Below are 16,268 nucleotides of genomic sequence, written 5' to 3' on the forward strand. Positions count from 1 at the left end.
GAAAGACTTGAAATGAAGTGGGAATTATTAATGATGGTAATTCCTTAGATGATTGGTCCTGCTCGGACTTCAGGAATGTTATGAGAAATATGATCTATCGCAATTGCAATAGTGGTATTAACCTTAAGGGCAGCATTAATTTTACTATTACTTTGTTGTGTATTGATATGTTCTCCCGAAGTCTTAACTTTTGGATTAAGGGAATATTCACTTTTCTGATTAAGTTGTACAACTTCAATGATTTCACAATCCCATTTAATATTATTGGAATTTTGAATTTTAGAAATATTGAGTTCATAGTCCTTTCCTTCTTTTTCTGAAGGAAAATCTTGTGTGTTTCCGCTTTTCGAATCATTGGGCAATTCTAAACCATCGGCACTAGATAGTATGTCTTGAATTTTATAGACATCTGCCTTACTGAAATATGTAATCTTTAGAAGACCATTTTCACTTTGGCCAATTTGAATCTGTTCGGCACCAAAATCCTGAAGACGTTCTTGGATGACTTTAATTGTGCTTAAAGCACGTTCTTTGGAAATATTCTTATCAGAAAACTGAATAGTCACTTGTTGATTAGGCAAAGTAGAATCCTCTACATACCTTCCAAAAAAAGCTAAGAGTATAACTAATATTCCTAAATGCAACTTAGTTTTCATGCGGCAAATATAAAAAAATAATCCCGATAGCTATCGGGATTATTTCTCTAGTCTTTGTTACTTGTATATAATTTTATAATTCTAACAAACCATTAGTTTTCTTAACGCCTTCAGCGCTTTCTGCCATATGTGCTTTTTCAGCAGCACTTAATGGTACATCTACAATTTTTTCTATTCCATTTCTACCTAAAATTACAGGTACACCAATACATAAGTCACTTAAACCGTACTCACCTTCTAAAAAGGTAGAACAAGGGAATATTTTCTTTTGATCACATGCTATGGCTTGCACCAATCCACTTACAGCTGCTCCAGGAGCATACCAAGCAGAAGTTCCTAACAATTTAGTTAATGTAGCTCCACCGACCTTTGTGTCAGCTGCAACTTGGTTTAAACGTTCTTCTGAAATAAATTCTGAAACATTAATACTGTTTCTAGTCGCATGCGATGTTAAAGGCACCATTCCTTTATCACTGTGTCCACCAATTACCATTCCGTCTATATCACTAATTGGAGCTTCTAAAGCTTCAGCCAATCTGTATTTAAAACGTGCAGAATCTAACGCACCACCCATTCCTATGATTCTGTTTTTTGGAAGATTTATAGTTTTGTGTACTAAGTAAGTCATAGTATCCATTGGATTACTAACTACGATTATAATTGTATTTGGCGAATGTTCTACTAAGCTTGAAGATACAGACTTTACAATACCAGCATTAATACCAATTAATTCTTCACGAGTCATTCCTGGCTTACGCGGAATACCAGAAGTAATTACACAAATATCACTGTTTGCTGTTTTAGAATAATCGCTCGTACTTCCTGTTATTTTTGTATCAAATCCATTTAACGATGCACATTGCATTAAGTCCATGGCTTTACCTTCTGCATAACCTTCTTTAATGTCAAGAATTACAACTTCAGAAGCGAAGTTTTTAATGGCAATATATTCTGCACAACTTGCACCTACTGCACCTGCACCAACTACTGTTATTTTCATGTTTTTATATTTTAAGCGTTATTAAAAATTCAGATACAAATTTAAGGTTTTATGCTTGAAACTCCATGACATAAATCATAGTAATTGGTTAATAAAAAAAGAGCAAGCCTAAATAGGTTGCTCTTTATATTTATATTTCTAGTTATAGTCTATCTAAAGCTGAATGCTATTCCCAGAGTTGCTGTATCATACTCTTGAATGGTATAATCAGCAAATATTTTAAAAAAGGCTAAGTTTAACCTAGTTCCAAGGGTAGCACGCATTCCGTTAGCATTAAAATCTAAACTTATAGGGTTTGATATAGATTCATTAACAGTACCTACCTGATTTCCATTGCTATCTTCTATATCATATGTTAATGTATAATCACCTTTCATTCTAGCAGTTGTCTTTCCATTGTTGTAGCCTAGACTGCCATAAAATGTAATTATTTTAAAATCTAAAGAAGCTAGAGCCTGAACCGTCCATGTATTCATTTTAAATTCAGCCTCACCATTATTTATAGCGACGTTATCTGTTGCAGATTCATCATTGATAGCATAGGCAACTTTCATATTTGTGAAAGCACCAAGAATAGAAAGACTGAATGGCAGCTTATCTAGAGGTCCTAGATATTGGGTTAAATCATGCTGTAAACCAAGTCCTATTAAGTTAGCTTCCACATCGTCATCAAAGTTTAAATTTGGAACAAATCGCAATTTTATATCAGTTTTAGAGGGCAATCCAAAACCTACTTGAACGGTCGGAGCTGGAACTGCATTAACTGGCAAATCCTGAGTTATACCACCTGGCATATTAAAACTTGCAGCCTTAAAGGTACCATCGCCAACAGGAATAGATATGTCAACCGAGGTCTCAGCATCATTTTCACTCATTACAGTTTGCAACTCATTTTCGCCATTAGGTAATTCTAAAAATCTATAGTCACTAGGTAAAAAAGCGAAAGATTGAGCTTCATCAGGTACTAAAGACCCATTAAATCCAATTGTAACATCAAATCCGAATTTTTTATGAACTTTAGCTGTTGTTGCCCAACCACCATTCATACTATACATTAGGCCTTCCAATGCAGGTCTTAAATAATTTTGCGTCAATAAACTTGCATCGTCTGATGCAAGTAAAATAGTTTCTAATTCTTGCGCATTACTAAATTGCATACCAGCAATTAAGATAATTGATGCTATTAGTTTTCTCATAATTGAAATAATAATAATATTAACGCAAAACTATAAAAAAAATTGAATAAAACGTATTTTATCGTTATTTTTTGCTTTTAATCGATATTTTATTATTATCATTCCTAAATAGAAAACAAAAAAAGCACCTATCAAATAGGTGCTTTTTAACAAAATTATTAATGTTTATGCGTCAATATTTGCATAAATAGCATTCTTCTCAATAAATTCTCTACGTGGTGGTACTTCATCACCCATTAACATAGAAAATACACGATCCGCTTCTACTCCATTATCAATCTGAACTAAACGTAAAGTTCTAAACTCAGGATTCATTGTAGTATCCCAAAGTTGTTCAGCATTCATTTCACCAAGACCTTTATAACGTTGAATTTTTGAATTCTCTCCAAATTCTGTCATGATTTCATCACGTTCTTTATCAGACCAAGCGTATCGCTTTTTCGCTCCTTTTTTAACTAAATATAATGGTGGAGTAGCAATATAAATATGTCCATTCTCCACTAACTCTTTCATATATCTAAAGAAGAATGTTAAGATTAATGTGGCGATATGACTACCGTCAATATCGGCATCACACATAATCACAACTTTATGATATCTTAATTTTGAAAGATTTAAAGCTCTAGGATCTTCTTCAGTACCAATAGTAACACCAAGTGCAGTGAAGATATTCTTAATTTCTTCGTTTTCAAATACCTTGTGCTGCATCGCTTTTTCAACATTAAGAATCTTACCTCTTAATGGTAATATAGCTTGGAAAGCTCTATCTCTACCTTGCTTAGCAGTACCACCTGCCGAATCTCCCTCAACAAGGAATACTTCGCATTTTGCAGGGTCTTGCTCAGAACAATCACTTAATTTCCCTGGTAAACCACCAATACTCATTACAGTTTTACGCTGTACCATCTCACGTGCTTTCTGGGCTGCGTGACGTGCTTGAGCAGCCAGTATCACTTTCTGAACAATTGTTTTAGCATCATCAGGATTTTCCTCTAAATAGTCCGTTAGCATTTCTGAAACAGCTTGAGATACAGATGCGGAAACCTCTCTATTACCTAATTTGGTTTTAGTTTGTCCTTCAAATTGTGGTTCTTGTACTTTCACAGAAACAATAGCCGTGAGACCTTCACGAAAATCATCACCAGAGATATCAAATTTTAATTTATCTAACATCCCAGAACCATCTGCATACTTCTTAAGCGTATGGGTTAATCCACGACGAAAGCCTGAAAGGTGTGTACCTCCTTCGTGTGTATTAATATTGTTGACGTAAGAGTGTAAATTCTCAGCATATGATGTATTATAAACCATAGCAACCTCAACTGGCACACCATTTTTTTCTCCTTCAAAAGCAATAACATCTTTCATTAAAGGTTCACGATTACCGTCTAAGAATTTGATAAATTCTTTAAGACCCTCTTCAGAATGAAAAGTTTCACCTTCAAACTCACCATCCTCTTTTTTATGCCTTCTATCTATTAAGTGAACCGTAATACCTTTATTTAAATATGCTAATTCACGCAAACGACTTGCTAAAGTATCGTAATTATATTCTAGCGTCTGCGTAAAAATGGTCGGATCCGGTTTAAAAGTTACCGTTGTACCTCTTTTATCTGTATCACCAGTTTGCTTAACAGGATACATGGCTTTACCACGCTCATATTCTTGCTCGTAAATTTTACCCTTTCTAAAAACGGTTGCTTTAAGATGCTCGGAAAGTGCGTTAACACAACTTACACCAACACCATGTAATCCACCAGATACCTTGTAAGAATCTTTATCGAATTTACCACCAGCACCAATTTTAGTCATAACGACCTCTAATGCCGAAACACCTTCTTTTTTGTGTAAATCAACAGGAATACCACGACCATCATCTTCTGTAGTAATAGAATTATCTTCATTGATTGTTACCGTAATATTATCACAATGACCAGCTAAGGCCTCATCAATAGAATTATCAACTACTTCATATACTAAATGGTGCAAACCACGTGTACCAACATCACCAATATACATTGATGGACGCATACGTACGTGCTCCATGCCTTCTAATGCCTGAATACTATCTGCTGAATAGTTGTCTTTGTTAAATTCTTCTCTTTTTTCGCTCATTATATTTTTAATAAGATTTAGTTCGATTTATGGCATAAAAAAATGACACAATTGTATCATTTTTGAATACTAACAAATATACGATTTTAAAGTGCCATTTAAAAGGTTTTTATCAATTGAAAGTGATAATTATCAACATTTGTTAATTACTTAAAAATGCCTTAGAATGGCTAAAAAGTGGCTTAAAATGGATTTTGGTGATTTTTTTATTCTCTCAAAAACACAAAAAACACAACATTTGTAAGAACCTCTATTTTCAAATTCATTTTAACCGATTTTTTCGACAATAATTCGGGTATAACGTTGATTTTCGGATTTTAACGAAATTTTCAAGCGCAAATAATCAGCTTTTAATTTAAATACTACTTTGGTAATCCCAAAACTACCGCTTAATGAAAAATATTTTAAATTCAACCTATAATAGGTTCGCATTTGTAATAGCAACTTCTGGTGTGCTTTTTCTACTTTTTAATGTTATTTCCTTCTATTTATTAGGAAGCTACAGCGCCATTTTTATTTCACTTCTAATTCTTAGCTTTTCAGCTTTACCTATAACCTATCTCTATTTCTTTAAAAAAGAGATTAAAGTACCATTAGACTTAATAACCAGTGCTGTAAAAACCAACAATCTTGAATCTATTAATGGACACCAAATTAGGTCGAAAGATTTAAATGAAATTGGTTCCTTTTTATATAAGTGTCATTTTCAAAAAGAAGAATTGAAAAAAGCCAAGGAAAAAGCTGAAGAAAGTGAACTTTTAAAATCTTCATTTTTAACAAATCTCTCTCACGAAATCAGAACTCCAATGAATGCCATTTTAGGATTCTCAGATTTATTGAGTAATCAAAAATTAACTGAATCTGAAAAAGTAGAATTTATAAAAATTATCATTCGTAGTGGCAAGAACTTAGTATCTATTATAGACGATTTAATAGAAATGTCTAAAATTGACACCAACCAAATAAAACCAAACTATGGTGCTTTTAATTTAGACGAAACTCTAAATGACATAAAACAAACGGTTGAGATTACAATTCCTAAAGACAAACCATTAAGACTTAATTTTGACCAACCAAAATTACCTGTAGTTTTTCAACTTTTAAGCGACGAAACTAAGCTTAGACAAGTTATTGTTAATCTTTTAAATAATGCTGTAAAATATAGTGAGAGAGGTTCTGTTAATTTTGGCTATAAGATTAGTCCTGAAAATAATGCCTTAGAATTCTATGTAACAGACACAGGTATTGGTATGTCTAAAGAAGATTCTCAAAATATTTTTAACAGGTTCAATAGAATTCAAAACGATAAAACAGTAAATCTTAGTGGATTAGGCTTAGGGTTAGCAATATCTAAAGCCTATATTGAAATGTTAGGAGGAAAAATTTGGTTAAATTCTATTGAAAATATTGGTACTACTTTTTCATTTACAATACCATTAAAATTAACGAGCTTACAAGCAGAACCAATAACGGAAGTTGCTCTTAATACTGCAGATAAAATTAAACCTTTAACAATATTGATTGCTGAAGATGATGAGATAAATTTCATGCTTATTAAAAGAGTAATGAAAATAAGAAATTACAATATTATTAGGGCTAAAAATGGTGTTGAAGCTGTTAAAGCGTGTGAAGAGAATGATCAAATTCAATTGGTGCTTATGGACATGAAAATGCCAAAAATGGGTGGTCTTGAAGCAAGAAAAATCATTAAAACATTTAAACCATTTTTACCTATAATTGCGCATACTGCATATTCATCCGCAGAAATAATTAGCGAAGTCTATGAAGCCGGATTTATAGATTGCGTTACTAAACCACTTGATAAGTCTAAGTTATTTAGAATTATTGATAGAATTGAACACCTAACTCCAGATGTTCCAAAGGCTGAAGCTGTATTTGCTTAAAAAACTTACTTTAAGCCTATAACAGAATTAAATTAGCTGGAATAGATTAAGGCCTATTAAAAACCATAATTCTTATGGTATTTTTAATCTGAATTCGATTCATATAAAAACTGCAATAAGCTGTTTTTCAAATACTCATCATATTTTATATGCTGTAAGATCTTTTTCGACCTTGTAGGTATCGAATAATCGAACTCAGATTTTTGTGCTAATAAATTTAGTGAAATGATCCACTTAAAAAAAGTCAGCTTAAAAAACTGACTTTCAAATTTACTTTACAATTATATTTTATCAATTCCGATGAGAATTTAAGGATGAATCCGGTTTGCTGAATTTTCTTCCACTATGCCTTAAAAATTCAATACCACATTAATACGCTTCATCATGCACATTAGCAATTGCTCTACCAGATGGGTCATTCATGTTTTTAAATGCTTCATCCCATTCTAATGCAATTGCGGTGCTACATGCTACACTTGCTTCTTGCGGTACACTTAAAGCTGCTGCATCGCTAGGAAAATGCCCTTCGAAAATAGTTCTGTAGTAATACTCTTCTTTGTTTAGAGGTGTATTAATTGGGTAACGGAATTTAGCATTAGCTATTTGTTCGTCGGTGACTTCTTTCTCTACTAATTCTTTTAAGGTATCAATCCAGCTGTAACCTACACCATCACTAAACTGTTCTTTTTGTCTCCATGCGACGCTTTCCGGAATCATCTCTTCAAATGCCTTACGCACAACCCATTTTTCCATGCGCTCTCCGTTAATCATTTTATCCTTTGGATTGATGCGCATTGCCACATCCATAAATTCTTTATCTAAAAATGGCACTCGACCTTCAATTCCCCAAGCTGCTAAACTTTTATTTGCTCTTAGGCAATCATACATGTGTAACTTATCTAATTTACGAACCGTTTCATCATGAAACTCTTTAGCGTCTGGCGCTTTATGGAAATATAAATACCCTCCAAAAATCTCATCCGCTCCTTCTCCAGACAATACCATTTTAATTCCCATAGACTTAATAACTCTTGCCATTAAGTACATTGGAGTTGACGAACGTATCGTCGTAATATCATACGTTTCGATGTTATAAATTACATCTTTAATGGCGTCTAACCCTTCTTGAATTGTAAATTTAATCTCGTGATGAACAGTACCTATGAAATCTGCTACTTTTTTTGCTGCAGCTAAATCTGGTGAACCTTCTAAACCTACAGAAAATGAGTGTAATTGTGGCCACCATGCTTGTTCTTTATCATCGGCTTCAACGCGTCTTTCAGAATATTTTTTAGCGATTGCTGACGTAACTGAAGAATCTAATCCGCCAGACAATAAAACACCATAAGGCACATCACTCATTAACTGTCTGTGCACAGCATCCTCTAGGGCTTGTTTTACCTCAGCAATACTTGTTTCATTTTCTTTTACAGCATCATAATCCGTCCAATCGCGTTTATACCACTTTACAAATTCACCATCTTTACTAGACATATAATGTCCTGGAGGAAATAATTCAATTTTTGTACAAACTCCTTCTAAAGCTTTCAACTCAGATGCTACGAAAAATGTTCCGTTTTTATCCCAACCAATATATAAAGGAATAATTCCCATATGATCTCTTGCGATAAAATATTCATCTTTTTCTGTGTCATAGATGGCAAAACCAAAAATACCATTCATATCATCTACAAAGTCAGCACCCTTTTCTTGGTATAACGCCAAAATTACTTCACAATCACTTTCGGTCTGAAAGTCATAATGAGGAAATTGCTTTCGTAATTCTCTATGGTTATAGATTTCTCCATTGGCCGCTAAGATTAATTTTTTATCTGGACTGAATAAGGGTTGCTTACCAGATGCCGGATCTACAATTGCCAGACGCTCGTGAGCCAAAATAGCTTTGTCATCGCTATAAATCCCACTCCAATCTGGTCCACGATGACGAATCGTTTTTGCCATTTCTAGGACTTTTGGTCTTAAGTCATCAGTTTTTTGTTTTATATCAAACGCACATACTATTCCGCACATAACTATTTATTTAATTATTAATTATGAAGCAAATATGATACTAAACTTTCATATTTTAAACATAAACAAGTAAAATGATTACAAATAATAACTAATAAATAGTTTTTTACTTGAATTAAAAACAACAAAGCTTTAAAATTGACACTTTAACTTTTAATCTGTAAACTTTAATATTTAATTACGACCATTTTGCCTTATTACAATTACTTTTAAAAAAACAATACACACTATTTATTATGAAAAAATCGAATCTTATTACCTCAATTGCATTTGCATTTTTAATGCTTTTATCTTTTAATTCCGACGCTCAAGAATTTAAAGGATTAGACAAAAGTCCTATGGACGCAGCTTCATTCCCAAGTTCCTATAAAGAATCTGATAAACTTGCTAAAATAACGTATAGTCGACCTCAATTAAAAGGACGTTCTGTAGATGAGTTAGCACCTAAAGGAAAAGTATGGAGAACAGGAGCAAATGAAGCTGCAGAATTAACATTGTACAAAGACATGACATTAGGTGGCACTTCAGTAAAAGCTGGTACTTACACATTTTATGTAATTCCTGGTGAAGATGAATGGACTGCAATAATCAGTACTGATTTAAATGTATGGGGAAGTTATTTTTATAAAGAAGAGAACGATGTAGCTCGTTTAAATGTTCCGGTAACAGAAGGAAAAGATTCATTAGACGCATTTTCTATTGCTTTCGAAGAATCAAATGATGGTATTCATATGCACTTAGGCTGGGGAACAGTAAGAGTTGCAGTACCTTTTACTAAATAAATAAAAGATTTATTTATAAGAAAGCGCCTTGAGAAATCAAGGCGTTTTCTTATTATGGAATATTCAAATACTTATGAGTTTGCAATGACACTTTCCATTTAGGATTAGCCATCACATAATCTACAATCTGCGGCATCATTTTATCACGCTTACTCCATTCTGGTTGTAAATATAAAATGCAATCTTTATTTACTTTAGACGCTTGCTCTTCTGCAAACTTAAAATCGTCTTTGTTGTAAATGATGCACTTTAACTCGTGCGCTTTATTGTATATTTCTTCTGTGGGTAGCTTTATTTTTTTAGGTGACAAACAAATCCAATCCCATTCTCCTGTTAATTTATAGGCGCCAGAAGTTTCTATATGAGTTTGAACACCTTTTGCTTTTAGTTGTTCTGTTAATGGTCCCATATCCCAAGTTAAGGGTTCACCTCCTGTTACTACAATAATGTCACTATACTTTACAGCATTATCAACAATCCTAGTTGTATCTGTAGCAGGATGCAATTCTGGCAACCAACTCTCCTTCACGTCACACCAATGGCAACCGACATCACAACCTCCAATTCTAACAAAATAAGCGGCTGTACCCTTATGAAAGCCTTCCCCTTGGATGGTGTAAAATTCTTCCATTAAAGGCAATAAATGGCCTTTGTCTATAAGTGCTTGTTTTTCTCGTCTTGTCATAGGAGGCAAAGATAGTTTTAAAAGTTTGAAGTGCGAAGCTAGAAGCTAGAAGTTATATCGTGAAGACTCATAGGTGCAAAACAGAAGTTCAAAATGATTTAAACTGAAACTTAATATCCAATACTTGATACTTCTTACTTGATACTTTTCACTACTTCGCTGCAATAACATCAATCTCAATACTCGCTCCACCTGCTAAACCAGAAGCTGCAAATGTAGTACGTGCTGGTTTCTTCGGAAAATATGTTGTATAAACCCAATTAAAATCCTTGAAATCGTCTATATCCTTTAGTATAACTGTACACTTTACAATATCGTCTAATGACAAATTATGATACTCTAAAACGTCTTTAATATTCTTTATAACCTGTTTAGTTTCTGCATTAATACCACCCGTAACCAATTTACCTGTCTTATGATTTTTACCGATCTGACCTGTTAAGAATAATAAATCATCTGTTTCTACGGCATCACTAAAAGGTACATCTGCTCGACTAGGTTCGTGAGACTTATGAAAAATAATTTCAGAATTAGAATTTTCACAAGACTGAAAACTCATTAAAATAAATAAACTTAAAATTGAAAATACTGACTTCATGCTAATTGGTTTTAAACTTGATTAAAATTACAGTATTTTTATGCAAATTTTCTGACTGATGACGAATTCTAAAAAATTCATAGAGGATATTGCTAATGGCAATACGTTTAAAGGTGACTATATCACCTTAGGATCTGCAATGCTCGAAGGAGAAACAATGACAAATTCTTTCGTTAACGTTCCTTTAAAAACCATGAATAGACATGGCCTAATTGCTGGTGCTACTGGTACTGGTAAAACAAAAACACTACAAGTTTTAGCCGAAAACCTTTCTGAAAAAGGTGTTCCTGTTCTTTTAATGGATATTAAAGGTGATTTAAGCGGTTTGGCAAAACCAAGTCCAGGACATCCAAAAATTGACGAACGACATGAAAAAATAGGTTTACCTTTTGAACCAAAGTCTTTTCCAGTCGAGGTCATGACTTTATCGGAACAAGATGGTGTAAGATTAAGAGCAACCATTAGCGAATTTGGACCCGTACTGATTTCAAGAATATTAAATGTAACTGAAACGCAAGCTGGAATTATTTCCGTGATATTTAAATATTGTGATGATAATAAATTACCGCTATTAGATCTAAAGGATTTTAAGAAAATACTTCAATATGCTACTAGTGAAGGCAAAAAGGAATTTGAAGAATCTTATGGTAGAATTTCCACAGCATCGACTGGAGCAATTCTAAGGAAACTTATAGAAATAGAGCAACAAGGTGGAGATTTATTTTTTGGTGAGACTTCTTTTGACACTCAGGATCTATTGCGTGTAGATGAGAATGGTCGAGGTTATATTAATATTATTAGGTTAACTGATATTCAAGATAAGCCGAAGTTGTTTTCTACGTTTATGCTAAGCCTATTAGCTGAAATATATTCAACATTTCCTGAACAAGGAGATAGTGGAAGACCAGAGCTTATAATGTTTATTGACGAAGCGCATTTAATTTTTAATGAAGCTTCTGATGCTTTACTTAATCAGATTGAAAGCATCGTTAAATTGATACGTAGTAAAGGTGTTGGTTTATATTTTGTCACTCAAAACCCAACTGATGTGCCTGAGGCAGTTTTAGGTCAGTTAGGATTAAAAGTTCAACATGCTTTAAGAGCATTTACAGCAAAAGATAGAAAAGCCATTAAACTCACAGCCCAGAATTATCCAGATACTGAATATTATGATACTGCAGAAGTTTTAACTTCATTAGGAATTGGTGAAGCTTTAGTGTCTGCACTAGATGAAAAAGGAAAACCTACTCCTTTGGCCGCAACCATGATGCGCGCACCAATGAGTAGAATGGATATTTTAACTGAAGCTGAATTAGGAAGCTTATTAGCTCAGTCTAAACTTGCGAAAAAGTATAATAAAGAGGTTGATAGAGAAAGTGCATACGAAATGCTTAATGGAAAGATTGAGCAAGCAGAAGCTGAAGAAGCTAAACGAAAAGCAAAAGAAGAAAAAGAAGCACTTAAAAAGGCAGAAAGCAAACGCAAATCTAGCTCAAGTAGAAGACGTAGCACTAGGCAAAATCCAATCGTTAAAGTACTCTCTAGCCCAACAGTAATACGAAGTGTTTTAGGAATTTTAACTAAAATGCTTAGATAATTAAAACCTAAATCTTAGATATGAAAAATACGCTTTGTGCAATTTTAATATGTGCACTATTATTAGCTAGTTGTGCAAAAGACACTCCTCCAAATCCATTCTTAATAGAAAAGAACCACATTGGTTTATTAACCGACTCTACCCAAGTTAAAGATTTAGAGACCATTTTTATTAATGATTCTGTGGTACGTTATATTGCTGGAGATGAATTTACAGGGTCTGTAAACACCATTGAAGTTTTTGAAAAAACTGGTAAAAAACTATTAGACCTGTCACCAAAAGAAGCACTAGATTCTACTTCAGTAATTTCTAGTGTTAGAATAATTGATGAACGTTATAAAACAGAAAAGAATATTTCCATGCTGAGTACGTTTAAAGATATTAGCGAAACTTATAAAATTTCAAAAATTGATAATCTTATCAATGCCATCGTAGTTTCTGTAAATGAAATTAATGCTTCATTTACTATTGATAAAACTGAACTACCAGCAAGTATGCGTTTTGATATGGATATGACGATAGATCCGATTCAAGTTCCTGGAAAAGCAAAGATTAAGTATTTTATGATTCATTGGTAAGTCGAAAATAAGAATGAAAAAATATAAAATTCAGAACTCACCATTTTTAGTTCCAACAGATGATGGTAAGGTTATAAAGGAACACTTTGGGAATGCTTCTGATGGTAATTCTGAAATCAGCATTGCACATATGGTTGCCCCTGCAGGTTGGAGCGAACCTTTTCAAACTCCAGAGTTTGATGAATATACTTTTATAATTAAAGGTAAAAAACAGTTCATAATAGATGGTGAAACCATAGTTTTAGAAGCTGGACAATCTATAAAAGTAGAAAAAAACACAAGACTTCAATACTCCAACCCATTTACTGAACCATGTGAATATATAGCAATTTGCCTACCTGCATTTTCTATAGATTCTGTAAATCGAGAAGACCAATAATATGAGTAGCTTTGTCATTAAATCCATAGGAAATGTACTCAATGCTACGAGCTTAATATCTTCAAAATATGCTACAAAAAAAGCTTTAAATTTATTTGCTTCACCTCGCAAAGGACGTTATACCGACGCACAAATCCCAACCATGCAATCTGCATTTTTTGAAGAATTAGATTTTAATAGTGGCTCTATAGCAACCTATCGTTGGGTAGGTAAAAATAAGACTATTCTATTGGCACACGGTTGGGAGAGTAATTCCTCTCGCTGGAGTTATATACTAAGTGCACTAAAAGCCGAAGATTATAACATTGTGGCTTTAGATGCGCCAGCACATGGAAAATCTAGTGGACGCCAATTTAATGCTGTTTTATATTCAGAATGTTTAGCTATAGTGGCTAAAAAATTTAAACCTGAAGTTATCATCGGTCATTCAGTGGGTGGTATGGCAACAATATTTAGTATGCATAACTATAATTTGCCTTTTGTAAAAAAGATTATTTCACTTGGTGCACCTGCGCATTTTACCGGAGTTTTTTCACGTTATAAAACTATGATGGGTTTTAATTGTAGAATCTCTGATGGCTTAGATCGTTTAGTTTTAGAGCGTTTTAATAAGCCTGTAGATTATTTCTCTGCTGCAAATTTTTCGGAAACTATCTCGGCTAAAGGCTTAATTATTCATGATAAAAAAGATAGAATCATCCCCTACGAAGATGCTTTGCTTTTTGCTAATCGTTATAAAAATTCTGAGTTGATTAGTACAACTGGCTTTGGTCACAGTCTAAAAGATAAATCTCTGATACCAAAGATTATTCAGTTTATAAACTAGATTAAGTATCGTACTTTTGCACCATGTCAGATAACCTAACACGCCTTAATAAATACCTCAGCGAAGCTGGTTATTGCTCTCGCAGAGAAGCCGATCGTTTAATCGATGCTGGCAGAGTAACAATTAACAATGTAGTACCTGAAATGGGCACAAAAGTAGCATCAGATGATATAGTAAAAGTTGATGGTGAAATTATTGGAGCACGAAAAGAAAACTTTGTTTATCTAGCATTTAACAAACCTGTCGGCATTGTTTGTACAACAGATACACGAGTTGAAAAAGATAACATCATAGACTACATTAACTATCCAAAACGTATTTTTCCTATAGGTCGTTTAGATAAACCCAGTGAAGGTTTAATCTTATTGACAGATGATGGAGACATTGTAAATAAAATTCTAAGAGCTAGTAACAATCACGAAAAAGAATATATTGTTACTGTAGACCAACCAATTTCGCAAACCTTTGTTGAGCGTATGGCTGGTGGAATTTATCTCGAAGATTTAGGAAAGCGCACAAAAAAATGTGATGTAAAAAAGATTGATAAATTCACTTTTAGTATAATTCTAACACAGGGATTGAATCGTCAAATCCGAAGAATGTGTGAGTATTTGAATTATGAAGTTCAGACATTAAAACGGGTTAGAATAATGAATATTAAATTAGACACTCCAGTCGGAAAATATAGAGAACTTACCAAAGCAGAGTTTAAGACATTGAGTGATTTAATTAGTGAATCTAAAAAGACGTACGAAGTCAACCAACAAAATCAACGAAGAAATAGACGTTAATTATGCAAATATCACCATTCCATTTAGCAATTCCCGTTCATAATTTATCTGAATGTAGAAATTTTTACACAAACATCTTAAATCTTGAAGAAGGACGAAGCAGCAACCATTGGGTAGATTATAATTTCTTTGGACATCAATTAGTTATTCATTATAAGCCTAAAACAGAAGATGATACTCATACCAATTCAGTTGACGGTAAAGACGTACCTGTTCCACATTTTGGTGTAGTTTTACCTTGGGATCCTTTTGAAGAATTTGCAAAACTTTTAAAGTCTAAAGGCATTAAATTTATTATAGAACCTTATGTGCGTTTTGAAGGGCAAGTTGGAGAACAAGCGACCATGTTTTTTAAAGATCCATCGGGTAATGCTCTAGAATTTAAAGCATTTAAGGATATGAGTCAGCTATTCGCCAAGTAACTTTTTACGCCTTTTAGAAAAATAAAATGGTAAGTAAATTATCAAGAATAGTGGAATAATTATCAATTGTCCAACCAAGATATAAAAAGGCCATTCACCAAAATAATCCAATAATGAAGCTGATTTGGGTTTTTCATTTAGATAGAAATAATTAGCATCTAAAAGATAATTCAATAGTACCATAATTACCACATAAACTTGAAGTGCCAAGAATGATTTAAAGACACTCTTCAGTTTTGGTTTCATATTAAACACAAAAATGAAATAAAAAATTACCACAAGTAATCCTAAATGTGCTATCCAATATCTAAAATAATCGAAACTAGGAAAACCATCTGTAATATCTGGAGTAATTATGGCTTGAAGTGTTCCTCCAATAATCCAAAACACCAATATTTCGAACATCCAATATTTACGGTAATAAGTAAATAATGGTATCAGCAATGCCATTAAACTACATAGGTATAGTGGTAAATCAGTTTTGAAATTATAGTTATCAAAAAGTATTCGATAGAGATGAAAACTAATAACAGTTAAAGAGATAAAGCAGGCAAAATAGTGAATTGCATTTTGCTTCTGAGTTTCACTTAAATTATGCTGTGCATATTTTATTAACCAAATAGCAAGTGTAATAGCTAAAACTATTGGCAAAATATGTTGCAAACTTCCTATCACCATTGAATTTATAACGATAAGAGATTGCATTAA

General features: G+C 33.1%; 16 protein-coding genes. 8 read left to right on the forward strand and 8 right to left on the reverse strand.

What is annotated here, in order from left to right; translation table 11 throughout:
• Nucleotides 1-44: 44 nt before the first annotated feature.
• The 4 genes from SJY34_RS07385 to gyrB all read right to left on the reverse strand — a co-directional run bounded on the left by SJY34_RS07385 (nt 45) and on the right by gyrB (nt 4,967).
• Entirely contained in the window at nt 45-656 is a 612-nt protein-coding gene (locus SJY34_RS07385; protein ID WP_400080746.1) for a hypothetical protein, read from the reverse strand.
• Between the two features lie 73 nt (nt 657-729).
• Entirely contained in the window at nt 730-1,656 is a 927-nt protein-coding gene (locus SJY34_RS07390; protein ID WP_400080748.1) for a malate dehydrogenase, read from the reverse strand.
• A gap of 149 nt (nt 1,657-1,805) precedes the next feature.
• The gene (locus SJY34_RS07395; RefSeq protein ID WP_400080751.1) at nt 1,806-2,852 is read right to left on the reverse strand and encodes a DUF6588 family protein; all 1,047 of its coding nucleotides are present in this window, start codon (nt 2,850-2,852) and stop codon (nt 1,806-1,808) included.
• A 165-nt stretch (nt 2,853-3,017) separates the two neighbouring features.
• On the reverse strand, nt 3,018-4,967 hold the full coding sequence (gyrB, locus tag SJY34_RS07400; RefSeq protein ID WP_400080753.1) for a DNA topoisomerase (ATP-hydrolyzing) subunit B: 1,950 nt from the start codon (nt 4,965-4,967) through the stop codon (nt 3,018-3,020).
• A 392-nt stretch (nt 4,968-5,359) separates the two neighbouring features.
• Here gyrB and SJY34_RS07405 point away from each other — a divergent pair, with 392 nt between their 5' ends.
• Entirely contained in the window at nt 5,360-6,871 is a 1,512-nt protein-coding gene (locus SJY34_RS07405) for an ATP-binding protein (RefSeq protein ID WP_400080755.1), read from the forward strand.
• Between the two features lie 369 nt (nt 6,872-7,240).
• Here the strand turns inward: SJY34_RS07405 and asnB are convergent, their stop codons facing one another.
• The gene (gene asnB, locus SJY34_RS07410) at nt 7,241-8,902 is read right to left on the reverse strand and encodes an asparagine synthase B (RefSeq protein ID WP_400080758.1); all 1,662 of its coding nucleotides are present in this window, start codon (nt 8,900-8,902) and stop codon (nt 7,241-7,243) included.
• A 236-nt stretch (nt 8,903-9,138) separates the two neighbouring features.
• On the opposite strand from asnB, the gene SJY34_RS07415 reads away from it, so the two are divergent.
• Nucleotides 9,139-9,684, forward strand: a complete 546-nt coding sequence (locus SJY34_RS07415) for a DUF2911 domain-containing protein (RefSeq protein ID WP_400080760.1) — start codon at nt 9,139-9,141, stop codon at nt 9,682-9,684.
• A 52-nt stretch (nt 9,685-9,736) separates the two neighbouring features.
• On the opposite strand, the gene SJY34_RS07420 is transcribed toward SJY34_RS07415, so the two are convergent.
• Complete coding sequence (locus tag SJY34_RS07420) at nt 9,737-10,369, reverse strand: 7-carboxy-7-deazaguanine synthase QueE (protein ID WP_400080763.1); 633 nt, start codon at nt 10,367-10,369, stop codon at nt 9,737-9,739.
• Nucleotides 10,370-10,520: 151 nt separating this feature from the next.
• Nucleotides 10,521-10,967, reverse strand: coding sequence for a Rid family detoxifying hydrolase (locus SJY34_RS07425; protein ID WP_400080766.1), 447 nt, complete (start codon nt 10,965-10,967; stop codon nt 10,521-10,523).
• A 58-nt stretch (nt 10,968-11,025) separates the two neighbouring features.
• Between SJY34_RS07425 and SJY34_RS07430 the strand changes: the two genes are divergently transcribed.
• The 6 genes from SJY34_RS07430 to SJY34_RS07455 are packed head-to-tail and all read left to right on the forward strand — an operon-like array spanning nt 11,026 to nt 15,560.
• Entirely contained in the window at nt 11,026-12,564 is a 1,539-nt protein-coding gene (locus SJY34_RS07430; RefSeq protein ID WP_400080768.1) for a helicase HerA-like domain-containing protein, read from the forward strand.
• Nucleotides 12,565-12,584: 20 nt separating this feature from the next.
• Nucleotides 12,585-13,142, forward strand: a complete 558-nt coding sequence (locus tag SJY34_RS07435; RefSeq protein WP_400080771.1) for a hypothetical protein — start codon at nt 12,585-12,587, stop codon at nt 13,140-13,142.
• Between the two features lie 13 nt (nt 13,143-13,155).
• Entirely contained in the window at nt 13,156-13,521 is a 366-nt protein-coding gene (locus tag SJY34_RS07440) for a cupin domain-containing protein (RefSeq protein WP_400080773.1), read from the forward strand.
• Between the two features lies 1 nt (nt 13,522).
• Nucleotides 13,523-14,347 carry an alpha/beta hydrolase gene (locus SJY34_RS07445; RefSeq protein WP_400080776.1) on the forward strand — a complete coding sequence of 275 codons (825 nt, stop codon included), beginning with the start codon at nt 13,523-13,525 and terminating at the stop codon, nt 14,345-14,347.
• A gap of 23 nt (nt 14,348-14,370) precedes the next feature.
• On the forward strand, nt 14,371-15,138 hold the full coding sequence (rluF, locus tag SJY34_RS07450) for a 23S rRNA pseudouridine(2604) synthase RluF (RefSeq protein ID WP_400080779.1): 768 nt from the start codon (nt 14,371-14,373) through the stop codon (nt 15,136-15,138).
• Complete coding sequence (locus SJY34_RS07455) at nt 15,138-15,560, forward strand: VOC family protein (protein WP_400081345.1); 423 nt, start codon at nt 15,138-15,140, stop codon at nt 15,558-15,560. Before rluF ends, SJY34_RS07455 begins: the two co-directional genes overlap by 1 nt.
• Here SJY34_RS07455 and SJY34_RS07460 read toward each other — a convergent pair.
• Nucleotides 15,546-16,265: a TIGR02206 family membrane protein gene (locus SJY34_RS07460; protein ID WP_400080782.1), complete on the reverse strand. Its 720-nt coding sequence runs from the start codon at nt 16,263-16,265 to the stop codon at nt 15,546-15,548. The two genes, SJY34_RS07455 and SJY34_RS07460, sit on opposite strands and share 15 nt — an antisense overlap.
• Nucleotides 16,266-16,268: the final 3 nt, after the last annotated feature.

Source organism: Winogradskyella sp. R77965 (genome assembly GCF_044594915.1).
Taxonomy (GTDB): Bacteria; Bacteroidota; Bacteroidia; order Flavobacteriales; family Flavobacteriaceae; genus Winogradskyella.

What these genes read in the sequence shown, in the direction of transcription:
- SJY34_RS07385 (WP_400080746.1), bottom strand. Translation starts at nt 656, where the DNA reads ATGAAAACTAAGTTGCATTTAGGAATATTAGTTATACTCTTAGCTTTT.
- SJY34_RS07425 (WP_400080766.1), bottom strand. Translation starts at nt 10,967, where the DNA reads ATGAAGTCAGTATTTTCAATTTTAAGTTTATTTATTTTAATGAGTTTT.
- SJY34_RS07430 (WP_400080768.1), top strand. Translation starts at nt 11,026, where the DNA reads ATGACGAATTCTAAAAAATTCATAGAGGATATTGCTAATGGCAATACG.
- rluF (WP_400080779.1), top strand. Translation starts at nt 14,371, where the DNA reads ATGTCAGATAACCTAACACGCCTTAATAAATACCTCAGCGAAGCTGGT.
- gyrB (WP_400080753.1), bottom strand. Translation starts at nt 4,967, where the DNA reads ATGAGCGAAAAAAGAGAAGAATTTAACAAAGACAACTATTCAGCAGAT.
- SJY34_RS07460 (WP_400080782.1), bottom strand. Translation starts at nt 16,265, where the DNA reads ATGCAATCTCTTATCGTTATAAATTCAATGGTGATAGGAAGTTTGCAA.
- SJY34_RS07420 (WP_400080763.1), bottom strand. Translation starts at nt 10,369, where the DNA reads ATGACAAGACGAGAAAAACAAGCACTTATAGACAAAGGCCATTTATTG.
- SJY34_RS07440 (WP_400080773.1), top strand. Translation starts at nt 13,156, where the DNA reads ATGAAAAAATATAAAATTCAGAACTCACCATTTTTAGTTCCAACAGAT.
- SJY34_RS07445 (WP_400080776.1), top strand. Translation starts at nt 13,523, where the DNA reads ATGAGTAGCTTTGTCATTAAATCCATAGGAAATGTACTCAATGCTACG.
- SJY34_RS07395 (WP_400080751.1), bottom strand. Translation starts at nt 2,852, where the DNA reads ATGAGAAAACTAATAGCATCAATTATCTTAATTGCTGGTATGCAATTT.
- asnB (WP_400080758.1), bottom strand. Translation starts at nt 8,902, where the DNA reads ATGTGCGGAATAGTATGTGCGTTTGATATAAAACAAAAAACTGATGAC.
- SJY34_RS07415 (WP_400080760.1), top strand. Translation starts at nt 9,139, where the DNA reads ATGAAAAAATCGAATCTTATTACCTCAATTGCATTTGCATTTTTAATG.
- SJY34_RS07390 (WP_400080748.1), bottom strand. Translation starts at nt 1,656, where the DNA reads ATGAAAATAACAGTAGTTGGTGCAGGTGCAGTAGGTGCAAGTTGTGCA.
- SJY34_RS07435 (WP_400080771.1), top strand. Translation starts at nt 12,585, where the DNA reads ATGAAAAATACGCTTTGTGCAATTTTAATATGTGCACTATTATTAGCT.
- SJY34_RS07405 (WP_400080755.1), top strand. Translation starts at nt 5,360, where the DNA reads ATGAAAAATATTTTAAATTCAACCTATAATAGGTTCGCATTTGTAATA.